This window comes from Providencia sp. 2.29 (assembly GCF_015832305.1).
Lineage (GTDB): Bacteria > Pseudomonadota > Gammaproteobacteria > Enterobacterales > Enterobacteriaceae > Providencia > Providencia stuartii.
Map to the genome: position 1 here is coordinate 471,481 of NZ_CP065420.1, position 25,839 is coordinate 497,319.

The 25,839-nt window shown below is 39.3% G+C and carries 23 protein-coding genes; 11 read left to right on the plus strand and 12 right to left on the minus strand.

From position 1 onward, the window contains the following. The first annotated feature begins 47 nt into the window (after positions 1-47). From I3B46_RS02015 to I3B46_RS02050, 8 genes are all read left to right on the plus strand, one after another. Positions 48-794 carry a fimbrial biogenesis chaperone gene (locus I3B46_RS02015; RefSeq protein WP_004925930.1) on the plus strand — a complete coding sequence of 249 codons (747 nt, stop codon included), beginning with the start codon at positions 48-50 and terminating at the stop codon, positions 792-794. Then, positions 778-1,347, plus strand: coding sequence for a fimbrial protein (locus I3B46_RS02020; protein WP_104873037.1), 570 nt, complete (start codon positions 778-780; stop codon positions 1,345-1,347). The genes I3B46_RS02015 and I3B46_RS02020 overlap by 17 nt, the downstream gene beginning before the upstream one ends. A 15-nt stretch (positions 1,348-1,362) precedes the next feature. Continuing rightward, complete coding sequence (locus tag I3B46_RS02025) at positions 1,363-1,932, plus strand: fimbrial protein (protein WP_004925932.1); 570 nt, start codon at positions 1,363-1,365, stop codon at positions 1,930-1,932. A 17-nt stretch (positions 1,933-1,949) separates the two neighbouring features. Further along, a complete protein-coding gene (locus I3B46_RS02030) occupies positions 1,950-2,654 on the plus strand; it encodes a fimbrial biogenesis chaperone (protein WP_004925934.1) in 705 nt (234 codons plus the stop codon). 95 nt (positions 2,655-2,749) lie between these two features. Continuing rightward, positions 2,750-5,290 carry a fimbria/pilus outer membrane usher protein gene (locus I3B46_RS02035; RefSeq protein WP_014656926.1) on the plus strand — a complete coding sequence of 847 codons (2,541 nt, stop codon included), beginning with the start codon at positions 2,750-2,752 and terminating at the stop codon, positions 5,288-5,290. A 120-nt stretch (positions 5,291-5,410) separates the two neighbouring features. Continuing rightward, the gene (locus I3B46_RS02040) at positions 5,411-6,673 is read left to right on the plus strand and encodes a hypothetical protein (RefSeq protein WP_231405887.1); all 1,263 of its coding nucleotides are present in this window, start codon (positions 5,411-5,413) and stop codon (positions 6,671-6,673) included. A 34-nt stretch (positions 6,674-6,707) separates the two neighbouring features. Next, the gene (locus I3B46_RS02045) at positions 6,708-7,475 is read left to right on the plus strand and encodes a fimbrial biogenesis chaperone (RefSeq protein ID WP_004926106.1); all 768 of its coding nucleotides are present in this window, start codon (positions 6,708-6,710) and stop codon (positions 7,473-7,475) included. Positions 7,476-7,550: 75 nt separating this feature from the next. Further along, positions 7,551-8,603 (plus strand): isoaspartyl peptidase/L-asparaginase family protein, encoded by a 1,053-nt coding sequence (locus I3B46_RS02050; RefSeq protein ID WP_104873035.1) that lies wholly within the window; start codon positions 7,551-7,553, stop codon positions 8,601-8,603. A gap of 69 nt (positions 8,604-8,672) precedes the next feature. Here the strand turns inward: I3B46_RS02050 and I3B46_RS02055 are convergent, their stop codons facing one another. From I3B46_RS02055 to I3B46_RS02090, 8 genes are all read right to left on the minus strand, one after another. Then, positions 8,673-9,152: a FidL-like protein gene (locus I3B46_RS02055; protein ID WP_004925940.1), complete on the minus strand. Its 480-nt coding sequence runs from the start codon at positions 9,150-9,152 to the stop codon at positions 8,673-8,675. Then, positions 9,153-10,142 carry a winged helix-turn-helix domain-containing protein gene (locus I3B46_RS02060; RefSeq protein ID WP_040132718.1) on the minus strand — a complete coding sequence of 330 codons (990 nt, stop codon included), beginning with the start codon at positions 10,140-10,142 and terminating at the stop codon, positions 9,153-9,155. 475 nt (positions 10,143-10,617) lie between these two features. Then, positions 10,618-12,627 (minus strand): TonB-dependent receptor plug domain-containing protein, encoded by a 2,010-nt coding sequence (locus tag I3B46_RS02065; protein WP_104873034.1) that lies wholly within the window; start codon positions 12,625-12,627, stop codon positions 10,618-10,620. A 108-nt stretch (positions 12,628-12,735) separates the two neighbouring features. Then, positions 12,736-13,581, minus strand: coding sequence for a ModD protein (gene modD, locus I3B46_RS02070; protein WP_072502573.1), 846 nt, complete (start codon positions 13,579-13,581; stop codon positions 12,736-12,738). Beyond that, entirely contained in the window at positions 13,578-14,396 is an 819-nt protein-coding gene (locus I3B46_RS02075) for a class I SAM-dependent methyltransferase (RefSeq protein ID WP_014656920.1), read from the minus strand. Before I3B46_RS02075 ends, modD begins: the two co-directional genes overlap by 4 nt. Before the next feature lie 10 nt (positions 14,397-14,406). Further along, positions 14,407-15,174 carry an ABC transporter ATP-binding protein gene (locus I3B46_RS02080; protein ID WP_004925950.1) on the minus strand — a complete coding sequence of 256 codons (768 nt, stop codon included), beginning with the start codon at positions 15,172-15,174 and terminating at the stop codon, positions 14,407-14,409. Further along, positions 15,171-16,175: a FecCD family ABC transporter permease gene (locus I3B46_RS02085; RefSeq protein WP_014656919.1), complete on the minus strand. Its 1,005-nt coding sequence runs from the start codon at positions 16,173-16,175 to the stop codon at positions 15,171-15,173. Before I3B46_RS02085 ends, I3B46_RS02080 begins: the two co-directional genes overlap by 4 nt. Next, on the minus strand, positions 16,172-17,197 hold the full coding sequence (locus tag I3B46_RS02090; protein WP_076914675.1) for an ABC transporter substrate-binding protein: 1,026 nt from the start codon (positions 17,195-17,197) through the stop codon (positions 16,172-16,174). The genes I3B46_RS02085 and I3B46_RS02090 overlap by 4 nt, the downstream gene beginning before the upstream one ends. Before the next feature lie 202 nt (positions 17,198-17,399). On the opposite strand from I3B46_RS02090, the gene gntR reads away from it, so the two are divergent. The 3 genes from gntR (at position 17,400) to gntU (ending at position 20,486) form a co-directional block, all read left to right on the plus strand. Then, a complete protein-coding gene (gntR, locus tag I3B46_RS02095; RefSeq protein ID WP_004926113.1) occupies positions 17,400-18,395 on the plus strand; it encodes a gluconate operon transcriptional repressor GntR in 996 nt (331 codons plus the stop codon). A gap of 193 nt (positions 18,396-18,588) precedes the next feature. Beyond that, positions 18,589-19,131: a gluconokinase gene (gene gntK, locus I3B46_RS02100; RefSeq protein WP_004925965.1), complete on the plus strand. Its 543-nt coding sequence runs from the start codon at positions 18,589-18,591 to the stop codon at positions 19,129-19,131. Continuing rightward, the gene (gntU, locus tag I3B46_RS02105; protein WP_004925967.1) at positions 19,128-20,486 is read left to right on the plus strand and encodes a gluconate transporter; all 1,359 of its coding nucleotides are present in this window, start codon (positions 19,128-19,130) and stop codon (positions 20,484-20,486) included. Before gntK ends, gntU begins: the two co-directional genes overlap by 4 nt. Before the next feature lie 223 nt (positions 20,487-20,709). Here gntU and I3B46_RS02110 read toward each other — a convergent pair whose 3' ends face one another. The 4 genes from I3B46_RS02110 to I3B46_RS02125 all read right to left on the minus strand — a co-directional run bounded on the left by I3B46_RS02110 (position 20,710) and on the right by I3B46_RS02125 (position 25,553). Further along, on the minus strand, positions 20,710-21,942 hold the full coding sequence (locus tag I3B46_RS02110; RefSeq protein WP_040132721.1) for an SGNH/GDSL hydrolase family protein: 1,233 nt from the start codon (positions 21,940-21,942) through the stop codon (positions 20,710-20,712). Further along, a complete protein-coding gene (locus I3B46_RS02115; protein WP_041705094.1) occupies positions 21,893-23,080 on the minus strand; it encodes an SGNH/GDSL hydrolase family protein in 1,188 nt (395 codons plus the stop codon). The genes I3B46_RS02110 and I3B46_RS02115 overlap by 50 nt, the downstream gene beginning before the upstream one ends. Further along, complete coding sequence (locus I3B46_RS02120; RefSeq protein ID WP_036944032.1) at positions 23,067-24,485, minus strand: MBOAT family O-acyltransferase; 1,419 nt, start codon at positions 24,483-24,485, stop codon at positions 23,067-23,069. Before I3B46_RS02120 ends, I3B46_RS02115 begins: the two co-directional genes overlap by 14 nt. 261 nt (positions 24,486-24,746) lie before the next feature. After that, complete coding sequence (locus I3B46_RS02125) at positions 24,747-25,553, minus strand: protein bax (RefSeq protein WP_014656915.1); 807 nt, start codon at positions 25,551-25,553, stop codon at positions 24,747-24,749. Between the last annotated feature and the right edge of the window lie 286 nt (positions 25,554-25,839).

The following is a 25,839-nucleotide window of genomic DNA, read 5'->3' on the forward strand; positions in this document are numbered from 1 at the left end:
TATTTACAGCCTCTTATTATTGAAGATGGAAAATGTAGGTTTAGATAATGCAAACAATAAAACTAAAACAAAGAAATTTGAATTTTTCGATAGATAATCTGCGATTGTTAATTTTACTGTTTGTTTTTATTTTACCATTTATTTCCGCGCAGTCATTTGCGAATGGTGGAGTAGGGTTAAATGCTACAAGATTAGTCTATTCTCAAGGAGAGGAAAGCATTTCTATTAGTGCAAGAAATAATACGAGTATTAACTATCTTGCTAAATTTGCTATAACCCAAGAGAACGGTGGTAAAAATGTTCCTTTCGCAATTTATCCACCTTTAGTTAAAGTTGATAGTAAAAAAAGCCAAGATATTAGAATATTTATACAGCCTCATAGCCTACCAGTAGATAGAGAAACAGTTTTTTACTTTACAGGCACTATGATCCCCTCAACTAATGGACCAGCAACAGGTGCGGGTATCAATATTGGCTATAATAATATTATAAAATTATTCTATCGTCCTAATAATTTACCTATATCAATAGAAGATGCATATAAGAAGTTAGTGATTAAATCCTCTCCATCAGGTGTAGTAGTTGAAAATAACTCTCCTTACTACATAAATCTAAATAGATTAGTGGTTGGTGGAAAAAAGGTTAGTTTAAGCCTACAGAAAAAGAATACCATGATTGCGCCATATAGTTCTTATAGCTATACAGTCGGTGGAGGTTTGAATAATAAGCAAGCTACATGGGTTGTAATTAATGATCTAGGTGGCGAGGAGAAATATGATGGCCAAATACTTTAAATACATCAAACTTGGTTGCCTAGCGTTACCGTTTTTATTGGGTTTTAATAGCGTTGCAAATGCAGTTAAATTTGAAGTTAAAGGTAATATCATTAAAGGCTCTTGTAAAGTTGTCTCTCCTACATTAGATGTTACTTTCAATTTACCGATACAGACCAACACAATAAAAGAAGCTGTTACAGATAAAACGCATGTGAAGCAATTTTTATTTGGTTATGAATGTGATAGCTTTGATTTTTCTAATGGAAATGCGGGTGTACCATATCTGATGAAAATAACTTCGGGCAGTGGTACTGAAGTTAATAGCATGAATAAAATCTATCCTACTAATAATATAACAAATGCAGCGTTTGTATTATGGTCTTGTAAAGACGATGAGTCCAGCTGCAAAATAGTTGAACTTTCAAAATCAGAACATGTACCTTTTACTATAAAAGGGAATGGTAAAGCAGAAAATTTATTCGAAGTTAGTGTGGTTAAATTAGATGGTGAAAGTTCTTTAAAACCTGGAGAGTTGCTTTCCTCTATAGATATTACGTTAGAGCAACCATAATAAGGAATTATTATAATGAATTTTAAGAGAAATAATCTTATATTTGCGGTTACTTTAGGCGTGTGTATGTTATTTGGAAATGCAAATGCAAAGGATAAAGAAGGGGTAGACATAGAATTTAATGTGACTGTACCTAAAAATACATGTGATATCCTTATTGAAGGTACTTCACAGAATGTCATTGATTTTGGTTCAATCGCTTTGGCAAGATTAAAGTCTGATTCCGCTGAGGGAAAAGTTAAATTACCTTTTTCGATTAAATTAGCGGAGTGTAAAAATAATGACTTTGCTAATAATTATATTACTTTAGATGGTAACTATGTTGTTGAAAATAATGGATTCTTAGATGATCCTGGTGAGAGAACTTTTGCTATAAGAATCAGTGATAAAGAAACAGCTACGCAAGCTGATGATGTCTTTTTTGATAAAAATAAAAACAAAATTTGGACCAATATTCAAGAAAATGTCATGGAAAAACAGTTTTATGCCTATTTAATGTGCAAGAATGGGGTTAAAGACTGTGCATCTGACGCAAACATTGGTCAATTCAAGTCAACGTTCACGTTAACTTATATGGTTGACTAACTAAATTGGTTTTTCTAATGTTTAAAAAAATACTGTTCTTGATAGCATTACTGATGACATCCAGCGTATTCGCGAATGGAATATCTCTAAATAAAAGTAGAATTATTTTTTCACATAAGGATGTGAGTCAAGATATTCAACTTATAAATGACTCGAATCATCCACTCATTGTTCAAACAACAATGTTGGGCGAGGATAAAAAATCTCAGAATAATAATTTTATTGTTTTACCTCCTTTATTTAGAGTCGAAGCTAATAGTGGATACTCAGTAAGAATTAGACCCAATGACTACTCTAATCTACCTAAAGATAGAGAGTCGCTCTTTTACTTTAAGGCAAGAGCTATACCGCCAACATCAAAAAATAATGAACAAGAAAATAAGCTGAGTGTTGTATTTGTAACGGCGATTGTTATCAAGGCTTTTTATCGGCCTGAAGGTATATCCGCCCCTAAAACCTCGGATTATGAAAAAATTACTATCAATAAAAATAATGGTAAATGGGTTATTGATAATCCTACTCCATTTAATATGACTATTGTCGATTTTACTTACAATGGTAATGAGTTAAAAGAAACAATACTAATTCCACCCTTTAATAAATATGTTTTAGATAAAATAAAATTTAATGGCGAGAAAATGAGCGGTGGATGGCGTTTTATGAACGATTATGGTTCTGCTACTGATGTATATCACTATAAATACGGATCTGTTGATAATTAATAAATTTTAAAGGTGCTTTAGCTTTATATATCTAAGAGTTTCTAAATTATTAACGATTAACTTTGGGAATATAAAGGCAAATAAAGGTCAGTGAAATGGAAATGAAATTATTCAAAATAAGTATGTTATCGTCACTAATTTTTTTGTCTCTATATTCCTATGGTGACGATTATTTTGATCCAACAATGTTAGAAAGTCAGTTGGGGGTTGACGCATCTCAGATTGACTTATCTAAATTTACTGCAACGAATAGTGTGCCTCCTGGTGAGTATTTGATCACTGTTGAAGTAAACCGTAATATTCTGGGTAGTAAAAAAGTTAATTTTAAATTAAACCCTCAAGGTGAGGTTGTTCCTGAGTTTACTCCAAAACTTTTGGAGGACTGGGGCGTGGCTACTAAAACTTTACCGAGTTTCAATGGCGTTAATCCGGATACCTCTATTTTAGACCTTTCTAAATATATTCCAGATGCTACGGTGACACCTAACATCCAAAACCTAAGATTAACGTTAACTATTCCTCAAATAGCTATGGATAACAAGGTACAAGGTTATATCGATCCTAGCTTATTAGATGATGGTGTTCCTGCATTATTTTTTAATTATTTTGTCAGTGGTAACAAAAGCAGAAATGACGCAAATGAAATAATTAAAAATGAAAATATGTTTGCGAACATCCGTGCAGGGTTAAATGCAGGACCTTGGAGGTTAAGATCAAATTTAGCATATAGTAAGTCTAAGGGAGAAAAAGACCAAACGAATTTCTCTAACACTTATGTTATGCGTGCACTACATTCTATCAAATCCACTTTTTCTGTCGGGGAAATCAGCTCAGGAAGTGATGTTTTTGATGCCGTTCCATTGAAAGGGATGAAAATTGCATCTGATGAGCAAATGTTACCTAGTAGTATGAGAGGTTTTGCACCTGAAGTTAGAGGTATCGCGCAGTCAAATGCAATGGTCACTATCCGCCAGAATGGTTATATTGTTTATCAAACTTATGTTTCCCCTGGTCCGTTTGTCATCAAAGATATTTACGCTACAGGAAACGCGGGTGACTTAGATGTCACCATTAAAGAGGAGAATGGTACTGAGAAAACATCAACAGTTGCCTTCTCATCTTTACCTGTGATGCTTCGTCCTGATGGTTATAAATATGAGGCCGTTGTAGGTCGTTATGATGGTGGATATACCAAAACCTCTAGAGAATCTGATTTCTTTTTAGGGTCATTTATTTACGGATTACCTACAAATAGCACACTATACGGTGGGCTATTGATGGCTAAAGACTATTTTTCTGCTGCGGCAGGTCTTGGAATATCTTTGGGAACATTTGGGGCGTTATCTGCAGATATCACCCATGCGACAGCAAATATGGATGGTAATCTTGGTGATCGTTCAGGGCAGTCATTCAGAATAAGATATTCAAAAAGTATGGCATCGACAGGGACATCTGTTGACTTGACAGCTTTACGTTATTCAACTCGTTCGTATTTTAGTTTTGCTGATTTTAATAACTATGACCATAAGCTAAAAGATAATGTGGCACCGTGGTTAAATCAACGTCAACGTAGTAGCTTCACGACGGCACTAAGACAGTCGTTAGGGGAGTACGGAAGTGTTTATATCTCCGGTAGTATTTATGACTATTGGGAAATAGATAGGAAAGTGAAACAATTATCCATAGGATATAATGGTTCATTTAAAAAAGTTAACTACTCAGTAAACTACAGCATTGACCGTATTAAAGATAAAGAAAGTTGGCCTGAGAACAGACAAATATCTATCAACGTAGATATTCCATTTAGTATATTCTCTAATAATGAATTAATAGAGAATATGTATAGTACATATTCTTACAGTCAAGATAATGATGGTTATATTAACCAACAGGTAGGGATCAGTGGTACTTCCAGAGATGGTAGTTTCTCTTATGGAATTTCTCAAGCATATGGAAATAAAGGAGTTGGTGGAAGCGGTACGCTAAGCTCTAGTTACTCTGCGCCTAATTTTGGCATATCTGCGGGTTATAATTACTCAAAAAATAACCAGTCTGTGAATGGTAGCTTGTCCGGTGGAATGTTATTACACGAAGGCGGAGTGCTGTTTAGCCGTACAATTGGTGATAGTGGTATTATTATTGAGGCTCCAGAAGCAAAAGGAACAAAAACGAATAACCAAAATACCGTTGTTAACGGGCAAGGTTATGCGTTATATCCATATGCAACACCTTATAGCTCTAATATTGTGACCCTAGATGTGAATACTTTACCTGATGATGTCATGCTGAAGGAGACAACCAAGACTATTTATCCATCGGCAGGGGCTTTTGTTAAGGCTAAATTCGATACAAAAGTGGGTTATCAGGTGCTCTTTAATATACGTATGGCAAATGGAAGTGCAGTACCTTTTGGAGCCATCGCTACATTAGTAGAAAGTAACGTGGTAGAAGAAAATACAGGTATTGTAGGTGATAATAATAAGCTATTTATGAGTGGATTACCTAATTCAGGTACATTAAATATTAGCTGGGGAAGTGGTCAAGAACAACATTGTGTATTGAAATTCACCGGCCTAGATAAAGTTATCACAACAAGTACGCAGCCTGTTCGTACTCTTGCTGCAGAATGCCGCTAGCTTGTTATTAATACACTAAAAAGTAAATCATTTATTTTATTGATAGCGTTCAAAATGAACATGAGATGAATTAGCGCATTATAAATGATTGACTGTATATTTGTTAAGGTAGGTTCAGTTATGAGTAAAAGTATTTCTAAATGTTTGAAAGCGATTTCTTTATCAGCTATGTCGATAGGGATGCTTTTTTCTAATGCGCATGCTGAAGGTCCAATGCAGGCAGGTCAAATGATTGTACAGCTCTATGGTATGATTGACCTAGATGATGACGTTCCTGTGGGGACACCTCATCTACTTGATGCAAGGATGATGGGGGTGACATCGATTACGATGGGGCCTCCAGAGTATGGTATTTATACCCAACGTCCTGAATATTTCCCGAACACCACTTCAACACTTAACAATAGAGAATGGGATGATGAGTTCGCAATAGTCGGTATCTCTGACTATTCAGGTCGTTGCAGAGCAGAGACCTTTAATGCATCAGAACATACGGTATTAGGTCAGGGTAAAAAATTTGCTTTTAAAATGAAACACACAGACGCTTCTGGTTTATTCGCGTGGGTTGTTCCTAGCTTTAAAGTTGATATCAATTTAAACTTACCTAACGGCACTCAAGGGTTAAAGACATCATATTCGGGTGTTCTTGGTGAACCGATAGCAAACCTTATCACAGTTGACCGAAAAGATACCAAAGGTTTAAATTTATGTTATATTCCACCAGGTAAAATAACTATAGGCTATGGTGGAACCAAACATGTTCAGTTTTCTATTGCTAAGCCTTTAGAAGTCTATTTAAATGGAAAAGCGGTTCCTGGTGACTTTATAATGGATAATAGTGCCTTTAGACTTGTAAGCTTAGGAGGACATAAAGGTTTTAGAGCTGATGGGGAGATAAAGGTTCGCTTTATTACCAATGTTAAAATAGCCCGAGTTTGTCGTATAAGTGCAGCAAGTGGTACTGTATTCCACGAAACTTTTGGTCGTGCTGATTCAATCCCATTAGAATCGCGGTTAACATTTAACTGTAGCGGGCAAGGGAATCCGTTATATATGTCTGCAATCCCGAGAATGGGTGAAGCCAAAGGTGACAAATTAACGAAGCTGGAATTAGAACAAATTGATTCAGGTGAGAAGAGTACAGTAAAACCTTGGGTTATAGGGGCACCATATTTTGATGGTGGTAATATCCCTGCGCTGAGTTGCGACGCAACGAATCAATCAAATTTAATTAAGTTTGATAATTCAGATATTCCACTAAACAAAAATGCGCAAGCTGAAAATGATAACTTAAACATACGTTGGTTAATGTGTAAGAATCGTGATGTAAAACCTGGTAAGTACAAAGGAAGAGTTGAATTGCTAGTGTATACTAAGGTTTGATCAATATTAAGCATTAATAGTTTAAGAGAGTAATATGAGACAGCTAGGCAAGATAATATTTATTTTAGGTGCTCTATTCTTTTTGTCGATGACATCTGCATATAGTAACATTCCGGATAGTATTAGCTTTCAGTTAATACGGAGTACTTATGTTGAAGGTAATAAAAGTATCTCTATTTCTTTACGGAATAAAGAGAGTCTCCCTTATCTGATCCAAGGCTCTATGGAAGCATTAGATACGAATACGGGCATTACTTTATTGAATAGTAATACTGAAGAAATCCCTTTCATTATTACGCCACCATTACACAAATTAGAGGGTAAAACTCGCTATTATTGGCGAGTTATCTTTGCTGGTGATGTGTCAAAAATGCCCAAAGACAGAGAGTCTGTATATATCGCTAAATTTAGAGCAATACCAACCTCTGAAGTACCAAAGGAGGGTGATAATGTCGAGCATAATTCTGAGTTATCGGTAGTACGCGTGATGAATTTTAAAGTATATTACCGACCAAAACAGCTCGAATATTATAGAATTAAAGAAGAGTTGGATAAATTACAATTTAGGGTGGAGAATAATGAACTTATTGTTACAAATAATTCACCTATATATATGACTTTCGAAGATATTTCAGTGAATTCTATTGAGATTGATAGAAATGAAACATTTAAACCATTGATTCCTAAAGGAGAGCAAAGGTTTAAACTGAAAAATAAATCTGTTCCTAGTGGCGCGAAAGTAACTTGGAGAGTGCTGGACGAGTTTTCTATGCCTTTAGAACAGCGTACAACAACGTTATAAACGACTCATCTTAGTTATTTCCGGTCTAAAACTCAGAAAGAGTAATATTTGGTAATTAGTTTACACGGTTTTCGAATGAAAAAAATATTCTATATACATAAAATACTAGCGCTTTTTCTGAGTTTTTTTATTTTATTATTCCCATTTTCTTTTGCAATGTCTCAACAAAATAATAATTTTAGGTTATTAATTCATGGAGGAGCTGGTGATATAACAGAAAAATCACTTATACCTCAATTACAGAAAGAACATGAATTAAAGTTGAAAGAAGCTTTGCAAGCAGGGTATGAAATTTTATCAAAAGGTGGAGACAGTATTGAGGCTGTACAGGCCGCTGTGATCATCATGGAGGATTCTCCATTATATAACGCGGGTAAAGGCGCATCTTTAACTACGGATAATAAAGTAGAACTGGATGCTTCCATTATGGATGGACGTGACCATACCGCGGGGGCCGTCGTTGGGGTTTCTAACATTAAAAATCCAATTATAGCGGCTTATAAAGTTATGACCAAAAGCCCTTATGTTATGATGGGTGGTACCGGTGCAGAACAATTTGCAAAAGCTGAGGGGTTGGAACTCGTTGATCCTTCTTATTTTATTATTGAATCTAGACTTGAACAGTTAAAAAAAGTCAAAGAAATTAGCCATAAAATTGATCAAGAAAAAGGGCTAAATGCTGCCTTATTTGAAGCTCCTCTGCTTTATGATTATAAATATGGCACGGTAGGTGCAGTAGCTGTAGATAGCCGTGGAAATGTTGCTGCGGCAACCTCTACAGGTGGCAGCACCAATAAGCATTACGGTCGTATTGGGGATTCGCCTATTATTGGGGCAGGAACATATGCTGATAATAATACAGTTGCAATTTCTACCACGGGGTTAGGTGAAGTTTTTATTCGTGGAGTGGCCGCTTATGATGTTGTGGCACAAATAAAATACAGTAATACACCGTTAGCAGAAGCGGTGATGAATACTTTAAACTCTGTGAAAAATATGGGTGGTACGGGTGGTATTATTGCGATAGATAGCAAAGGTAATTTTGTTATGCAATTCAATACGAAGGGAATGTTTCGTGGAACGATCGGTCAGGATGGCATTCCACAAGTAGCCATATTTGGGCCTTAGTTATTAGCCCTTTTGAGTGTTTTTCTGAAATTTTCACGGCTGAGCCTACTTTTTCTAAGTAGGCTTTTTCTATTTATCAGCATGGCAAGTAAATGATGAGTAGGCTTCATCTTTGATAATGTAAATATTATCATCCATTTTAGTTAAATTAATATAATAGTGTATTTTTTCTTCTTCAAGCTGAATAAAGTTTGCAAACAGCTTTTGAGGAACGTTATCTGAACTTGTGATCGATAACGATTTAAACCGTATCGAATAATGGTTATTTTTATCAATCGCGTGGTAGCTAAAATAGAGCGCTCTATCAAGGCGATAAAAAATATTATTCTCCTTGATATAACCATACATATTCATTCTTCCGGTATTATCATCTGCGACGAGTACACTGGTTTTTGACTTCAGCATAATCCCATCATCGGTACCGTTATCTTTTATCCATAAAATATCAGAGTTACAAATATTCACATCATTATCTTTATTATAGATAAATGTTGTTGTTGCCACAGCTGAAATAAAAACAAATAAAAACAATAAAATATATTTTTTCATTTAAATTCTCTGATCATTGATTGATACACAGTCATATTGAGCCTTTTTTTCCTTACAAATACTAAGGGATATATTTTTATCAACAGACTGAATACTATTCGGCTCTGAAAGTAAGATAACACGCTTAGGCTCTTGACAATTTACATTATATTTATCAAGTTTTTTATTCACAAAATCGATGCTATCTTTTGTTGAGCTTTCAATGAGATTAATAGGTATTTGTATCAAACATTTGTCTCGCTCACTGACTGTCATGTAGCTATTTACTTCCATGCTTGCATTAGAATTAGTGGTGTAATAGAAAACAAAAATGAACAAAAATAATGACATTGCAATCAAAGCGAACAAAATAGGGTTATTTTTAAACTTACCCTTATTCTGTATTTTGAGCAGTTGTGGCTCTTCTTGTACGGTTGATGATAATTCTGATATCGAATTATCTTGTCGTGGTTGATGAAGATGCTCTTCTATAATTGATTTCTGATCAACAAATTGAGTTGTTGCTTCCTCAGCATTTTTTTCACTATATTGTGAAGAATGCGTAACGGAATGTTCATAGTCATCTAAACCTAAAGTAACATCACTGCTATTTAGTACGACTATCTCTTCTTCTGGCAAATATGGCGTATCGTTTTCATCAGTGATGGTTTCTAAGGCGTCACAATCAAAACGAAATCCTTTTTTAGGAACGGTAACAATAGATTTTGGGTCGATACCGATCAACTCAAATTTCTTTCTTATTTCACTAATATAAGTATTTAAGTTATTGTTTGAACCTACTAAGCCATACTCTTCCCAAACTTTTATCAGTAGCTCTTCTCTTGTAGCAATTTTGGATTTTTGGTTAAGTATGATGATTTCATTCAATAGTCGTGATGCAGGCTTTGATAACTCAACGAACTTATCAACTTCATTCTTTATAAAAATGAAGTTCTTACCTGTCTCAAAAATAAATTTATTATTTATGAGATAGTCTTTGCTATTTTTCATGAACACGGTTGCTCTCTCTAATTTCTAACCCTAAGACGGCGAAATCATGATAAAAACTGAATAATTTTCTAAAATCTAAAAGTATTAGTAAAAGTATATTTTTATGAATATTTATAATTCCTATATTCTAAATACGGAATCAATTAACTTCAAGTATTGCGCTATGAGACTTTGATGAGTTTAGACTTAAATATATAGATATAGCTGATAAAACAGAGTTGTGTAATGTATAATTATGTAAGGTTAGCATTATATATCTGTATATAGCATTAAATATGTGTAAAAAACCATATATCACTAAAATATAGGTTTGGCTATGATAATGGGCTTAAGAGATTAAATATTATTAAGACGAATCCTAAGTACAAGCACCTATATTATTAAATTTTATTTGAAAATAGTGATTTAATATAAGTCTTATTATCTATTTAATTATTAGGTAAGAGATGAACCTCTTACCTAAATTAATTGATGGTTAATAGTTATATTCAAATCCCAACCAGTAATTACGACCCTCTTCAATATATCCAGAGGTATATTGATATGACTTATCAAATAAATTATTCACTGACGAATTTATAGAAATTCCATGACCTAGATCATAATTAAAGCGAATGTCCGTTTTTGCAAAACCCCTAACTTTCTCATTACTATCAATATAATTAAATGCCCAACTTCTTGCTTCTTCTGTGACTGTAATGCTAAATGGTTCATTAGGCATAAACTTAATCCAAACGAACGCTTTATGTGTTGGTAATTCTGCAACATGTTTTACGCTATCGTGTTTTGGGTCAGCATGAATATAACTATAACTTAAACCCGCAGCCATCCAGTCAGTAATTTGGCCATGACTGCCTAAATCAATCCCAGCATAATTAACCTTACCGCTATTACGGTTTTGATAAACGTCGCTGCCCGCGGCGGGGTCATAATGTATGTAGTGTGCCATGATGGCATCAGAGACATGATTATAATAAGCGCTAGCATTGTAGGACCAATCGGCGGTGATGTAGCCTTTATAAGTGAGATCAAATGTTAAAGCACGCTCTGCATCAAGATGCGGGTTGATGATAAAACTATCATTGTTTTTCATCTTATTTTTAGTGTAGCGCTCTTTTTGGGTTGGGAAACGGCTTCTATCTGACACTGAAAATTGTACCGTATCATTGTTTGCTCGATGATAACGGGCCATAAGTTCCCAATTGAAGGCACGTTGGCGGTTATCTTCATAGCTTTCAATCCCAGTAACGACATTTTGTTTATTGTATAAATAACGCTTCCCATCATCACTATTGCGCCAGTCGTAGCCAAGCCCACCAATGATATCAAGCTGATCGGTTGCAACCCATTGGTATTCAGTGGCGATTGACCAAGTTTGATCTTTATAACGATCATAAGGAACGATTTTATTACTACGTGCGCGGTGGATATCTTCTTTCCAGTGGGCAGCGAACGACAGCATGTCTATTTCACGAAGGGTAAAATCGATACGCATATCGACACCATTACTGTAATCGTCATAGTGGCTGTAATTGTATTTGCCTGCTCGATAATCCTGAACTGATTTGTATTGATGGAGCGTATTTTTGAATTTGTCGTGATAGAGCCGACTTTGCAGCGCAATATCATTGGTAACTTGGGTCGTACCATTAAAGTAAATACTCTCTTTGTTATACTCTGGCCACTGCCAAATTTGCTGTTTTTTATTATCAGCACTGGGGGCGCTATTTTTATCGCCATCTTGTTTTAAATAAGTGACCACATACTCATCAGCGTCGCGTGGCGTCCAGCCCATCTTTAACATTAAACGCTTATCGTCTGTGGCTGAATTAGTTCGACGACCGTGACTACCGGCTAATGGGTTATTATCAGCCGAATCAGGCAACCCCATAAAACGCTGTTTGTATTGACTACCACTGAGCTGAATAAAGCCAAGATCGTTACGACCGCCTAAACGAGCGCTGATATTGCGCGCATTATCAGCGCCGCGAGCAAAGCCTTGATTTAGATTGATATTGGCCTCTAAAGGTTTTTTAGGTGTGGCGGTCGTTAAGTTTATGGCGCCACCCATCAAGTTGGGGCCTTGTAACAATGACGTATAGCCTGTCGACAACTCAACACTAGCGAGTTCGCTGGTCATAAAACGCCCAAGATCTAATGTTCCATCATAAGGAACATAAGTTGGGATACCATCAAAAAACACAGGTACTTGGCGACTATCAAAACCACGGACATTCACTTGAGTTTCATTACGATTACCTGATTTTTGGATCACTACACCAGGCATTGTACTAAGCGCTTGAGCAACATTTGTTTTATTCAGCTGCTTCATTTGCGCTTGAGTCATGATGTTTTCATCGGCTGCGAGTGGTGTACTCCAAACACTCATCACATCACGATTAGCTAATTTTTCAGAGGTGGCTGCAAAGCTGTGTGTAGTAAATAGTGCCATCCCAACTAAATAAGTGATCTGTTTTATTTTCATCATAAAATTCCAATTTGCCTAAATCGATATGTTGTTTTTTATATAACGATGTGCGTCGTTTATTGAGAAAACGAACCCTTTGCAACATAGGGTGCGTTTAAATTAGATCTATCCTGTGAAAATGTTTACTTTGATATCTCTGGGGGGAGCGTAATAAGGAGCCGATGTGACAAACAATGTAATGCCTGTTTGCGCATACGCCTCTATTGTTTGTAAGTTGATCCCTCCAGCCGCAGATAGCCGACATAAACGATTTTGTGTTTGTATTTGTTGATGCAATTGGCGGATTTGTGCTGGGCTGAATTTATCTAATTGAACAATATCGGCGCCAGCCTCAATGGCGAGTGTCGCTTGTTGTCTATTATCTGCCTCAACAATAATCTGTTTTTCAGGGGCGGCTTCCCTAAGTGTATGAATATGCGAGTGCCAATCATCGGGGTCGGCAAGACAACGACGATGGTTGGTGAACAATAGAATGCTTTCCGCACTCCCTGCTCGGTGAATAATAGCGCCGCCAGCAATAATAGCGGTCAATGCAAGTAACTTTGTTCCCGGCACCGTTTTTCTTGTACAGGCAAGTTGGGCATCAGGTTGATAACGCTTTAAGAGACTGACCATTTGGTGGGTGTAGTGACTAACACCGCAGCACCATTCAAGGACGTTTTGTACGGCTTTCCATGCTTGATGAAGGGCTTCTACTGTTCCAGAGGCTTTTATTAAGCAGCTATTTTCTGGAACCACGTCGCCATCACGATAATTAGCTTGAAAATCAATACCGAGTTTATTTAGCATGCGTGAGGCAACATCAATACCACTGATACACCCACCCTGTTTCGAAACCAATGTCATTGTACCTGCTTGAGTATGCAGGCCTAAAGAGCGTGTTGTTAAATCGCCATATTGAATATCATCAAGAAGTAGCTGGTCGATAAAACTATCGGGTAAATAAATCATAATGTTAGACTCATTTCATCAACAACATCCCATGACACCATGGCCCAGTTGCGTGCAGGATAGGGAATGCGCTTTCCTGACGCGAGTTGCAGGTCGTAATATTGGTGTAATTTTGCAATCTCTTCATCAGAGAGATTTTTGAGTGACCAATTGACGCTTTCGACAAAATCTTCAACTTGTTCAAATCCGCCTTTATCTGGGCTGTTAATAAAATCGACTCGCGCATTTATTCCCATTTGATGCAAAATATTCACCGCATAGATGTAAGTCGGTAAGCGAACGACTTCCCGACCAATAAATTGGATGATATTTTCATCAATAAAGGTTGGGTTTACAGTATGCGTGGTGTAAACACGTAAGTTTGCTTGGCGATTGAGCTTCAATAAGGCTGTTTTAAGGTCATCGACTAAAGTGGACCGTGAAGCGACGGCGATATCGACTTTAGGCAATTGCGCCCAGTTATCTTCCCATGCTAATTGTTCAAATTGAACATTATTGATATCCATTGCTTTCGCACGCTCTTGGGCAGCATCAAGCATACCTTGGCTGTAATCAATACCAATGACGGTGGTGAAATGCTTTGCCAGTGCCAAACAGACAGAGCCCGGCCCACATCCGACATCCAATAAGGTTTTTGCACCAGTAAAATCCATGAGTTCACGAAAACGAATTAAGTAGGGATCTTGTGGGTTTGCACAGGTTTGTGCCATTTTTTGCGCTTTTTTATCCCAATGCTCAGGCTCTTTGCGTGAACGCTGGGCTTGTTGCATATGTTGTTGGTACATCTGAGCAAAATCTAATTGGTCAATAAGCATAACTTTCACCTTAGCGAGTAAAATGAGCTGGAAGCTGAAAATGAGCGGCAATACTCTCTTCATCAATAGAATAGAGTCTTGCTAGGTTGGTAAGTGTTAACATACTTTCGGCAGAGCCTTGTCTTACGCCAGCATGTTTATCCAGTAAGATAACATTATCTGCAATGGCGGCAGCATGCTGTGGGTGATGAGTCGACATGAGAACAGTGATCCCATCTGCTTTTAATTGTTCAATTTGCTTCAATAAACGGATCTGGTTACCAAAGTCTAAACTCGCGGCGGGCTCATCCATAATTAACATGATTGGTTTTTGGATTAAGGCTCGGGCTATCAATACTAACTGTTTTTCTCCCCCACTGAGGGTGCTGTATAAACGCGAGGCAAGATGCTCAATCCCCAGCTTTTTTAGTTGTTCTAGCCCGAGTACGCGTTCTTTGGCGCCGGGAACAGAAAAGAGTGAGAGGTGAGGCGTCAGCCCCATCATGACCATATCTATGGCAGTAAAGGTGAACGGGGTATCATGAGCTTGAGGTACGTAAGCAATTACTTTCGCTATATCAGCCGGTTTATAAGAGGTGAGTGACTTTTCTTTTAATAAAATGTGACCTTCAAGAGCAGGAAGAAGCCCTAATAAAGTTTTCATTAGCGTTGTTTTGCCGCACCCATTCGCACCGAGAAGGCAGGTCATCGCGCCAGCTTGTAACGCGAAATTAATTTTTGTCATAATGGCTTGATGATGATAGCCAATCGCTACATTTTCCAGTCTGATTAGGTTCATTTGGCACTCCGTGTTTGTAAAAGGATTGCCAAAAAGAAAGGGGCACCGACCGCTGAAGTTAATATGCCGAGTGGAAGCTCAATGGAAGCAATAGTGCGAGCGAGTGTATCGGTAATGAGTAACATAATGGCTCCAATAGCCATTGAGGCAGGGAGTTGATAGCGGAAGTTAGCGCCCACTATCATTCGGGTGATATGCGGAACGATTAAGCCAATCCAACCGATGATCCCTGCAATGGATACCGCACTGGCGGTAATCAATGTTGCTGAAATAATAAATATTGTTCGCATTAAGCTGACATTGATACCCAAACTTTTCGCTTCTTCATCAGATAGACTCAGTAAATTCATGCGCCAGCGCAACAGTAACAGTGGCATAATGCCAACCAACATAATGGGCAACACAGACAGTAGGTCGCTTTGGGTGATGGATGAAAGCCCGCCTAATAGCCAGAAGGTGATAGAAGGCAATTGGGTATAAGGGTCTGCAAGAATTTTTATTAAAGAGATGGCTGCACCACATAAGGCGCTGATCGCAACACCAACTAAGACGAGAGATAAAATGGGGTCATGCTGGCGCGCCATTCGGGCAATTAGGCACACTAAAGATACTGCCAATAGCCCACCAACAAAGGCGGCTAGTTGAATGTAGAGCAGCGATTGACCTAAAAATATACCAATAACAGCACCTACCCCAGCCCCCGCTGAAACCCCAAGTATATCGGGTGATACTAATGGATTTCGAAACATTCCCTGATAAGCCGCTCCTGCAATCGCCAGTCCTCCTCCAATCACCATCGCGGCGAGTGTGCGAGGAAAACGTATTTGCCAAAAAACAGTGGCATTGCGTGGGTCATCGGCGAGAGTTTGTGAGGTAAATTCAGACACAACTAAATCAATGAGCTGATTAAGCGTAAGTGAATACTTACCACTAATTAATGCAATGATCAGGGCGCCGATAAAAACGATAACAAGAAGTAACGGTTTGATTGTGCGACTCATGATAATTCCATCAATCTATCAATTTGCGTATCAGTCACCGATGAGTGATAAAACAGATGGAAAAATTGTTTGATGTCATCGCGTATGGTGGATTCGATTTGTTGATCAAAATGGCTTTGTAACCGGCGCATGCCTAAGAGGCGGTTAATTCCTGGGGGGCCATCAAGCCAACCAAATGGCATTCCTCCAAAGGTCAGTAATTGGTTAGTGGCAACCGCCGTTAACCCTTTCCATAACGCGGATTGGCGAATAAATTCCTCAGCTTCTTGATATTGAGTAATAATAATATCGGGGTTCCAATCATACAGTTGTTCCATTGAAACCTCTGTTAGCCCCCTAAAATTAGGAATATCGGCGACATTACGGAAACCTAATATTTCTATGGCTTCAGTATGAATAGAGCCTCGGGTGCCTGTTTGTAAACCTTTGGCGCCTCTAGCTAGGTAGAAACTGGGGGCATTCGCATGGTGTTGTATGGCGAATTGTTTCGCGTCTTGCAAATAGTGTTTGGCAAGTGTGCTGAGCGTTTGAGCTTGCTGCGGTACATTTAAGGTCTCACCGAGTTGAAGTAATTGCTGTGGTGAATCTTGTAGCCCTCCGGCTATCAGTAAATAAGCAATGCCTGTTTGTTTGGCAAGTTTCGCCGCCTGAGAGCGATAAGTGTCATCAATATTTCCAGTATCAATTATTAACTGTGGGTTATAATCGAGCAGCTTTTCCAAAGATAGCGTACTTCCTCGACCTGCTAGGCGACCATAAATAGGCAAATCTCGCCATTGTTGAGCAAATAGTTCGTCATGCTCTTTTTGCAAATGAATGGATGAGAATCCAACCATTTTTTCAGGGGCTAAAGCAAATAGCAGTAAATCTGCAGGTGGACCAGAACTCATTACACGCTGGATTTTGTTTGGTTGTGGTAATACACCAAACAACGCTTGTTCAATGCGCCCATAAGCAGGCAAATAAGCGAGTGCCGCTAACGCCGCGCAGGATTGAATAAAGAGTCTACGATTGATTCCCATAGTGCTAAAAAGAAATTTCGTTATATTTATTGATATATAGCGCGGAAGTTAACGGAGTCATACTAAGGAGTCAATAACAAAAGAGACATTAGTCGGAAAACTCCGCTATTCTGTGATGTAAATCAGTAACAAACATTGCTATCCATACAAAGATCGCTGAACATAGTCACTCGCACTTGCGTAAGTTAGAAACACGGAATATATGAAGAAAAAAAGACCCTCACTACAGGATGTTGCCGACAGAGTCGGTGTCACGAAAATGACAGTTAGTCGCTTTTTGCGAAACCCAGAGCAGGTTTCTGAAGTGTTACGCGGTAAAATTGCTCAAGCGGTGGAAGCGTTAGGGTATATTCCCAATAAGGCCCCCGATTTGCTGTCTAATGCAACCAGCCATGCGATTGGTGTTCTGTTGCCGTCGCTGACCAACCAAGTTTTTGCTGAAGTGATCCGCGGTATTGAAACAGTGACTGACCATTATGGTTATCAAACCATGCTAGCACACTATGGTTACCTTCCTGAAAAAGAAGAGGAGCGTTTAACTTTTCTACTTTCTTACAATATTGACGGTGTGATCTTAGCAGAGCGTACCCATACTGATCGCACGCTTAGAATGTTGAAGACCGCGGGGATCCCTGTGGTTGAGATCATGGATAGCGTCTCTCCGTGTTTAGATGTTGCTGTCGGTATTGATAACTTTGAAGCCTCACGGCAGATGACAGCAGCTATGTTAGCGCGTGGCTGCCAACATGTGGTGTATCTTGGCGCTCGATATGATGAACGGACCTTTATTCGGCTACAAGGCTATGAGCAAGCGATGCGTGATGCGGGGTTGGAGCCTCGTAATGTGATGACGCAAGCAAGCTCTTCTTATTCATTAGGCGCTCAGTTACTTCATGAGTGCAAAGAAAAATACCCCGAGGCAGATGGTTTATTTTGCACCAACGACGACCTTGCCATCGGTGCTATTTTTGAGTGCCAGCGTCTTGGCATTAAAGTTCCTGAAGATTTGGCAATATCAGGGTTTCACGGTCATGATGTTGGGCAAGTCATGACGCCGAAATTAGCCAGTGTTTTAACCCCTCGGGATAGTATGGGGCGTAAGGCCGCCGAAGTACTGCTTGCGCGCATTAATGGTAAAAAGTTACCACAAACGTTATTTGATGTTGGTTTTGAGTTACTGCCCGGTGAAAGTATTTGAAATTAAAAAGTGATGCAGCATATTAGTGAGAGAGGCATCACAGATCTCTTTATTTCCCTATCAAGATAATTGCTAAAAATAGCCGCACTGCTGATAATGTTACTGGTAACTGTTACCGGTAACAATTCGGTTTCTATCATCGGTAAACAAAAAATAAGCGTACCTTTTTTATTTAACACCTGAGGAGTTTCCCATGAGTGATACCCAAGCACAAAATTATACATTTGTTTTTATGGGGGTATCGGGTAGCGGTAAATCGGCTGTCGCAAGCGGTGTCGCTCAAAAAACAAATGCGGCTTTTTTAGATGGTGATTTTCTGCATCCGAGAGCAAATATTCAAAAAATGGCTTTGGGCCACGCACTGAATGATGAAGATCGCCAACCTTGGCTTGCAGCATTAAATGATGCCATTTTTGCAATGCAGCGAACCAACCCTATTTCTTTGGTTGTATGCTCTGCATTGAAAAAAAGTTATCGCGATAAGTTAAGAGAAGGTAATAAGAATCTCTATTTTATCTACCTGAAAGGGGATGCTGAGCTCATTGAAAATCGCCTCAAAGCACGTAAAGGGCACTTCTTTAAGCCTGAAATGTTGGTATCACAATTTCAGGCACTGCAAGAGCCTACATCAGAAGAACAGGATGTTCATGTTGTCGATATTCGCCCATCACTTGATGAAGTGATTGAAAATACACGTACGGCTATTCATCAAATTGTTTCTGGAGGCAATTCATGAACACCCCAGTTGAAGCATTAAGCACACTGACACTCGTTCTGACTGCGGTCGGCTCTGTGGTTTTATTACTGTTTCTTGTCATGTACGCCCGTTTACATGCTTTTGTTGCATTGATGATTGTCTCTATCGGCGCTGGATTATTTTCAGGTATGCCAGTGCAAGACATCACAGAAACGATGCAAAAAGGGATGGCAGGAACACTCGGTTTCTTGGCTATCGTTGTCGCACTTGGCGCCATGTTTGGGAAAATTTTACACGAAACAGGCGCGCTCGATCAGGTTGCGACAAAACTACTCCAATTATTTGGGGAGAAAAGAGCGCATTATGCTGTAGGGATCGCCGGTTTAATCTGTGCATTACCACTATTTTTTGATGTTGCGATCGTGCTGTTGATTGGGGTGGTATTCGCTGTAGCAAACCGCACAGGTCATAATGTTGTTCGCATGGCTATTCCGTTGTTTGCAGGGGTAGCAGCTGCGGCTGCGTTCTTACTCCCAGGGCCTACACCAATGTTGGTCGCTTCACAAATGGGCGCCGACTATGGCTGGATGATCTTAATTGGTCTGTGTGCGGCAATACCCGGTATGTTATTGGCAGGTCCACTCTTTGGCAGTTTTATTAGTAAACACGTCAGTATTGATATCCCAGCGGATTACCAAGCACCAACGATGGATCACGGCAAAATGCCAAGTTTCGGGTTTAGCCTATCTTTAGTCTTGTTCCCATTGGTATTAGTAGGCCTGAAAACCATCGGAACACACTTGGTTGAAAAAGGCTCTACGCTTGAGCATTGGCTTGAGTTTATTGGTCATCCATTTACGGCTTTATTATTAGCGTGTCTGCTAGCTGTTTACGGTTTAGGTTTCCGCTATGGCATGAATAAAGAAAAAGTCATGGAGGTTTGCTCTGCGGCAATCCAACCTGCGGGGATCATTTTATTGGTAACGGGTGCTGGTGGTGTCTTTAAGCAAGTACTTGTTGATTCCGGTGTTGGCCCCGCATTAGGTGATTCATTAATCGGTGCAGGCTTGCCTATTGCCGTTGCGTGTTTTGTCCTTGCTGGCGCTGTCCGTGTGATCCAAGGCTCGGCAACGGTAGCCTGTTTAACAACGGTTGGGTTAGTCTTGCCTGTAGTTGGTGAGTTAGGTTATTCAGGGGCACAATTGGCGGCATTAGCGACTTGTATTTCTGGTGGCTCACTCATTTTAAGCCATGTGAATGACTCCGGTTTCTGGTTGTTTGGTAAGTTTACGGGGGCAACGGAAGCTCAGACATTGAAAACGTGGACCATTATGGAAACTATCCTCGGTACTACAGGGGCAATAGTCGGTATGATCTTCTTCGCTTTCTTGTAATTTAACGACTCCCCGAAAGCCAATCGCGTTCGGGGAAGAGCAAAATAGGGCAATTCCAAAGAGATTCAATAAGCGAATTTTGTATGACCACTCGATAGGATGCGTACCATACGAATATTGTTGTTTATAGGTGGCGATGGTAATAAGAGTGGCAGATAATGCGATGAATGTATTTGCTGCTAAAAAGAATGGCGAGAGCGTATCTCGCCATTTGCTTTTTAGATTAGTTTAATAACTGGCTAAGCTGTTGATAAAAGCCTTGCGCACTTCTTTTATAGCCTTCGGCAGATAAGTGAACATTATCAGGTCGTGCGAGATCCTGTGCGGCCCATGAACGAATCGAGCAAGGCCCACCCATAAAATCCTGCCAATCCCAGAATAGGGTATTTTCTTGTGCTGCTATCGCTTTTTGAACCTTGATAACATTCTTTAAATGCACAGGCATTTTGGCATCGCAGCTTGTGGCATCGTTAAATTTAATTGAGTCATTAGGACCGACTAAAACGATGACACTTTTGGGCATATATTGGCGGATTTGACGAATTTTCTCACGCAAGCTTTGCTGGTACGCAATTAAATCTAACTTGTCGTTGAATGCTTCGTTAGTGCCATAAGCTAAGATCACCATATCGGGTGACATCTGTGCCAATGTTTCAACCCATTGTGGCTGCCATTTATCAATCATATTGATTGTCGCGCCATTAATGCCGATCGCCGATAACATAACGCCCGGACGATTTGAGCGCAACAGCCACCCTCCTAGCTTGAGGTTATTGTCATTACTTACAGTAACTTCAGCCGGTAACTGAGTATTCACAGGAGAAGAGAAGCGCCAATAATTGCCTGTTGCGGGTAATGCAACGGGTGATGAAGCCGCAGGGGAGACACTCATCTGACTGCCCGCTGTGTTTTGGTAAAGAGCTTGCAGTTGATAAACCCCATTTGCCGCTTGCAATGGCATCAGTTGTACAGTGCTCGCCGATGTCATTGGTAACGCGATAAGCCCACCAAGAGGGTAATCGAAACGCTCATCCTTACGGCTACTAAACAGTTCCCATTGCTGTTTATCGCTTCTACGGTTAATTGTCGCAGTACGCTGCCCCGGAATGGAAATTGCAGGTACAAAACCTGGCCCCGCATCACCATAGCGTTGTTGGAACAATGTTCTTAAATTACCGCTAAAGAAATCGGCAGCAGTATGAGAATCCCCAATTTGAACAATATGGACCTGTTGATGACCTTGCTTTAGTTTGCTCGCAAAGTGGCTGAGGTTTGGCTCAGCGTTATTGATGAGCTGCCCACGTACATTCACATTTGTGAGTGTACCACCTCGTGTTGAACCTTGACTCGTCCGCTCGGCATCTTGTTGACAGGACAACAAGCTTAGCGACAGCAAAGCGATGACGCTAGCTGCCGCTAACTTGGATTTGGCTTGACGCAGTTTGTTCTGCTTCATGAGGTATCTCTTTTTCCTCTTCAAAATGAATTAATGAAAATACTTTTTCAGCTATCGCTTGTTGCCCTTTGGGGCTGAAATGGATCCCATCACCACTTCTGAGCTTAATTTTGCTGCTATCGTCGCCGAAATAATCGGAGTAAGTGAGGTCTTTGTATTTAAAGACATCATTCACGGAAAAATAAATTTCACCACTGTTTTCGACTTCGGATTGATAGAGACTCCTTAGGAACCTCATACCTTCTGATAGAGTTGATTTGCGCATATTGGGAGGGCCAACCCAGATAACATCGACATTATGTTGGCGCGCAGTCGTTAATATATCATTAATGCGAGAACGATACACCTGCTCCCATATTTCGCTTTTAAACTTCACATATTTATAGCCCGTATCTGGTGGCATATCCCATGGGTCATTAGGGCCAAGGAAAACCACCAGCACTTTAATTTTAGGGTTATCATTCAACGCTTTAGAAATGGTTTGCGGCCAATTAAAAAAGCGTGGATAAGCAAGCCCCGTGCTTTGCTTACTCAGGTTAATGCTATCGATATTATAGTGTTTCAATAGCATATTCTTCACATGTGGTGCGACACCTTGCATCATCGAATCACCCGCAAACAGAACCTGATCACCTTTCTCTAATTTCGCCACCGTTTTAGGCTCAATAGGCCCGGTATGAGCGACTTTTACTGGACCGAGTTTGTTGCCCTTTAATGTCGCCCGCGCTTGTTGGCGTTTGAGTAATTCAGGGAAGGTGACAGAGAGAGATTCTGCCGGATAGAGATAGCCATTAATAAAATGTAGCCCAACTTGATAGCCTTCAGGAAAGGTGCGTTTGCTATTTTCATTTGCGATGGCAAGTGCTTCTGCGTCTTTAGTATCTTGAGCATGCTGTCCTGACACATGATAGAGGAAAGTACTACCCGCAGCGAGTGAACCCTCATTTAAATAAGCACCATAATCCCAAACAGGGTTTCCAGACAGAGACGCCCAAGGGGGATCGCGGTGATATTTTTGCTGCCAAAAACGCTCTAATGAACCTTGATTGAGCCAAATTAATAATAGCCCTACGACCAAAACAATAAAAAAGACTTGTCCGGTTTTTATTAGATTTCTTTTAAACTCAGAAGTTAGCATAAATAAATCCCGGCATTCCTGAAGGTGAAAGCATAAACATAACAGTCAAAATAAGCGCGAGTGGAATAGGGTAATAGTACCAAGCTATATTTTGGTACTTTTTCGCAATATAGTGATATGACTGTACAAAATAAGGGTACAACAGCAATAATGCCCAAAATGCGATTAATAGGCCGAGGCTAGAGCCTATCGATGCAATAAATCCAGGCGCCCCAAACTGTGAGATCATCATGAGTGCGTCATCAAAGGTTTGGCTGCGGAAGAATATCCAAGCAAAGCAGACAAAATGGAATGTCACAATGCGCGATATAAGTGTGGTCGCGGTGTGATTAAATCGATTATTGGCCCAACCTAATTTTTCCATCCATAGATTCTTAAGGTTGAGTAAGACAATCCCTAGGCCATGAATGGCTCCCCAAATAACAAAGGTCATTGCCGCACCGTGCCATAATCCAGAAATCACCATTGCCAAAAAGACATTCGTATTCATCCGACTAAAGCCTTTTCGGTTGCCTCCTAGTGGGATATAGATATAGTCACGGATAAATGTCGAGAGGCTAATGTGCCAACGCGCCCAAAATTCCTTTAAGTTGGCCGCCATATAAGGCGCATTAAAGTTAACAGGAACTCGAAAACCTAAGAGTAAGGCAATACCAGTTACTAAGTTGGTATAACCTGAGAAGTTAAAATAAATATTCCATGCATAGGCATAGGTTGCGACGAGTATTTCCCCTGCACTGAAGCCTGCTGGCGCATCAAAGACAGGGTTCACAAAGTTTTCCGATAAATAGGCACTAAATAGAAACAGTTTAACCAGCGCTAATGAAATAAGTAGGATTGCTTTTCGCGCATCCAGTATTTCGCGGCTTTCTGCTTGAATTTGTGGAATAAAATTCTTTGCTCGGTTAATTGGACCAGCGACAATACTCGGAAAAAAGCTAAGGTATAGCACGACATCGAAGAAATCGGCTTTGGGGATCTCTTTGCGGCAAACTGAAAGTGTATAGCTGACGGAATGGAAAGCATAAAAAGAGAGTCCAAGCGGCGCTAATAATTCAATAATAGGTAAACCTACATTAAGCCCCAATTTATCGAAGGTTTGCTGGAGTGTTTCTTGAAAAAATGAGTAGTATTTAAATGCAGTAAAGCAACTGATTATTCCTATCGCGAGTAATGTAAATACCCATTTATTGGAAAGCCAATTTGAAACCCAATTAGTAAGAAAATAAATAAATAGGGTATAGCCGAATAAGATATAAGCAAAATCGGGATTAAAGGAATAAACAAAAAAATAACTTGCGGTTATTAGTAGCCCATTTTGAAGCTTCGCACTAGGCTGGCAGCTCCAGTAAATAAGGAAAAATACCAAAAAAGAGCCAAGAAACTCGAATGAGAAAAAATTCATATAAGACTCAGATTGTTAATTATTGTTGCATACTCGTCATACATCAAGTTAGCTGCGCTACCGACTACATTTATTCACACGTGCCACAAAATAGGGGGATCTACTTAGTGTGTGTTTCTGTATCGCTTAACGGCATCTCGAATTATTTGAAGTATAAATGTGTATTCACATCATATTAATAATCGGCCTGGTTGCAATAAGAAAAAATCCACTTTATAAAAAAGTGGATTTTAGATGAGTACTTGTACCTGGTGATACAAATTAAATTCGAGTCGATGCCGTTTTTTGAGCTTGTGTAATCAGTTCTTCATTGCTCACGTACATCTCTTGCAAATAACGGTTATAAGAGGAACCTAGTTGTGAATACCCTTTCATATCATTGATAAGCTTGGTTGTATCTAGCTCATCTTTTGATAAACGTTGTTTTGCTCTAGACGATCGTAGTGACTCGTAGGCATTGTGAGTATTCATATTCTTCATATAGGCAGACACGGTCTCTTCAACAGAGTTATAGGCGGAATAGCCTTTAATTTTCCCCTGATTGACTTGGCAACCTCTGCCGCATCTCATACCAAATAAATTACCGTTTTGCTGTGCTAGCTGTGACGTTCCCCAACCTGACTCAGTGGCTGCTTGGGTCGCAACCAAATGGGTTGGCATGATATCAACACGGCTTAACAGCTTATCCCAATTGACTCTATTTGGGCTGGTACAGGTCATACCATAGCTATTACATATTTGAGCTAGACGGCGAAGTTCTTGTGCGCTCCACTTTTTGTTTTTGCGTACAGAAAGTAACCATTTACGCTCAGCCATGATTTCTTGATTGACTTTTTCAATCACAGGGACAATCGTTTTTAAAAACGCTTTCTTACGTGGTGTACCGGATGGGTATTTTCGCAAATCAGGCAGAGGTGTATGAGCCTGATTTGAGCTCTGCACGGCCTTGTGAGAATACTCTTTCTTGAGTGTGGTACTGGTACTTGTTGAGCCAAAACTCAACCCCGAAAATAAAAATAACAGTAAGAAAGCGAAGACGGCGTTTGTCCTCATCGTTCGAGAGGGCATTTGCTTCTCCTAATTTCTCTGAACAAAAATCGAGCGAATAGTAACAGAATAATTTTTGGGTAGCTACTTTTATCCGGCTGACTTTAGCTAAATTACTGCATTTTCACATTGTGATTTATTTTTTGTTTAACTTATCCTTGTTTAATAATGTTTTTATATTTCTTGTGTTAATATTACACTTAAAACTAATAAATATTAATGATGTATTGATGCAAAAAACAAGTTAACTTAACTCAAATATGGGTAAATAACATACAGTTCACCTCATTATTATAAGGTTATTTTG

Coding starts and splice junctions, on each gene's coding strand:
- I3B46_RS02035 (WP_014656926.1), top strand. CDS start 2,750: ATGGAAATGAAATTATTCAAAATAAGTATGTTATCGTCACTAATTTTT.
- I3B46_RS02045 (WP_004926106.1), top strand. CDS start 6,708: ATGAGACAGCTAGGCAAGATAATATTTATTTTAGGTGCTCTATTCTTT.
- I3B46_RS02115 (WP_041705094.1), bottom strand. CDS start 23,080: ATGCTAACTTCTGAGTTTAAAAGAAATCTAATAAAAACCGGACAAGTC.
- I3B46_RS02040 (WP_231405887.1), top strand. CDS start 5,411: ATGAGTAAAAGTATTTCTAAATGTTTGAAAGCGATTTCTTTATCAGCT.
- I3B46_RS02065 (WP_104873034.1), bottom strand. CDS start 12,627: ATGAAAATAAAACAGATCACTTATTTAGTTGGGATGGCACTATTTACT.
- I3B46_RS02060 (WP_040132718.1), bottom strand. CDS start 10,142: ATGAAAAATAGCAAAGACTATCTCATAAATAATAAATTTATTTTTGAG.
- I3B46_RS02015 (WP_004925930.1), top strand. CDS start 48: ATGCAAACAATAAAACTAAAACAAAGAAATTTGAATTTTTCGATAGAT.
- I3B46_RS02080 (WP_004925950.1), bottom strand. CDS start 15,174: ATGAACCTAATCAGACTGGAAAATGTAGCGATTGGCTATCATCATCAA.
- I3B46_RS02030 (WP_004925934.1), top strand. CDS start 1,950: ATGTTTAAAAAAATACTGTTCTTGATAGCATTACTGATGACATCCAGC.
- I3B46_RS02050 (WP_104873035.1), top strand. CDS start 7,551: ATGAAAAAAATATTCTATATACATAAAATACTAGCGCTTTTTCTGAGT.
- I3B46_RS02110 (WP_040132721.1), bottom strand. CDS start 21,942: ATGAAGCAGAACAAACTGCGTCAAGCCAAATCCAAGTTAGCGGCAGCT.
- gntK (WP_004925965.1), top strand. CDS start 18,589: ATGAGTGATACCCAAGCACAAAATTATACATTTGTTTTTATGGGGGTA.
- I3B46_RS02025 (WP_004925932.1), top strand. CDS start 1,363: ATGAATTTTAAGAGAAATAATCTTATATTTGCGGTTACTTTAGGCGTG.
- I3B46_RS02055 (WP_004925940.1), bottom strand. CDS start 9,152: ATGAAAAAATATATTTTATTGTTTTTATTTGTTTTTATTTCAGCTGTG.
- I3B46_RS02120 (WP_036944032.1), bottom strand. CDS start 24,485: ATGAATTTTTTCTCATTCGAGTTTCTTGGCTCTTTTTTGGTATTTTTC.
- I3B46_RS02085 (WP_014656919.1), bottom strand. CDS start 16,175: ATGAGTCGCACAATCAAACCGTTACTTCTTGTTATCGTTTTTATCGGC.
- I3B46_RS02020 (WP_104873037.1), top strand. CDS start 778: ATGGCCAAATACTTTAAATACATCAAACTTGGTTGCCTAGCGTTACCG.
- I3B46_RS02125 (WP_014656915.1), bottom strand. CDS start 25,553: ATGCCCTCTCGAACGATGAGGACAAACGCCGTCTTCGCTTTCTTACTG.
- gntU (WP_004925967.1), top strand. CDS start 19,128: ATGAACACCCCAGTTGAAGCATTAAGCACACTGACACTCGTTCTGACT.
- modD (WP_072502573.1), bottom strand. CDS start 13,581: ATGATTTATTTACCCGATAGTTTTATCGACCAGCTACTTCTTGATGAT.
- gntR (WP_004926113.1), top strand. CDS start 17,400: ATGAAGAAAAAAAGACCCTCACTACAGGATGTTGCCGACAGAGTCGGT.
- I3B46_RS02090 (WP_076914675.1), bottom strand. CDS start 17,197: ATGGGAATCAATCGTAGACTCTTTATTCAATCCTGCGCGGCGTTAGCG.
- I3B46_RS02075 (WP_014656920.1), bottom strand. CDS start 14,396: ATGCTTATTGACCAATTAGATTTTGCTCAGATGTACCAACAACATATG.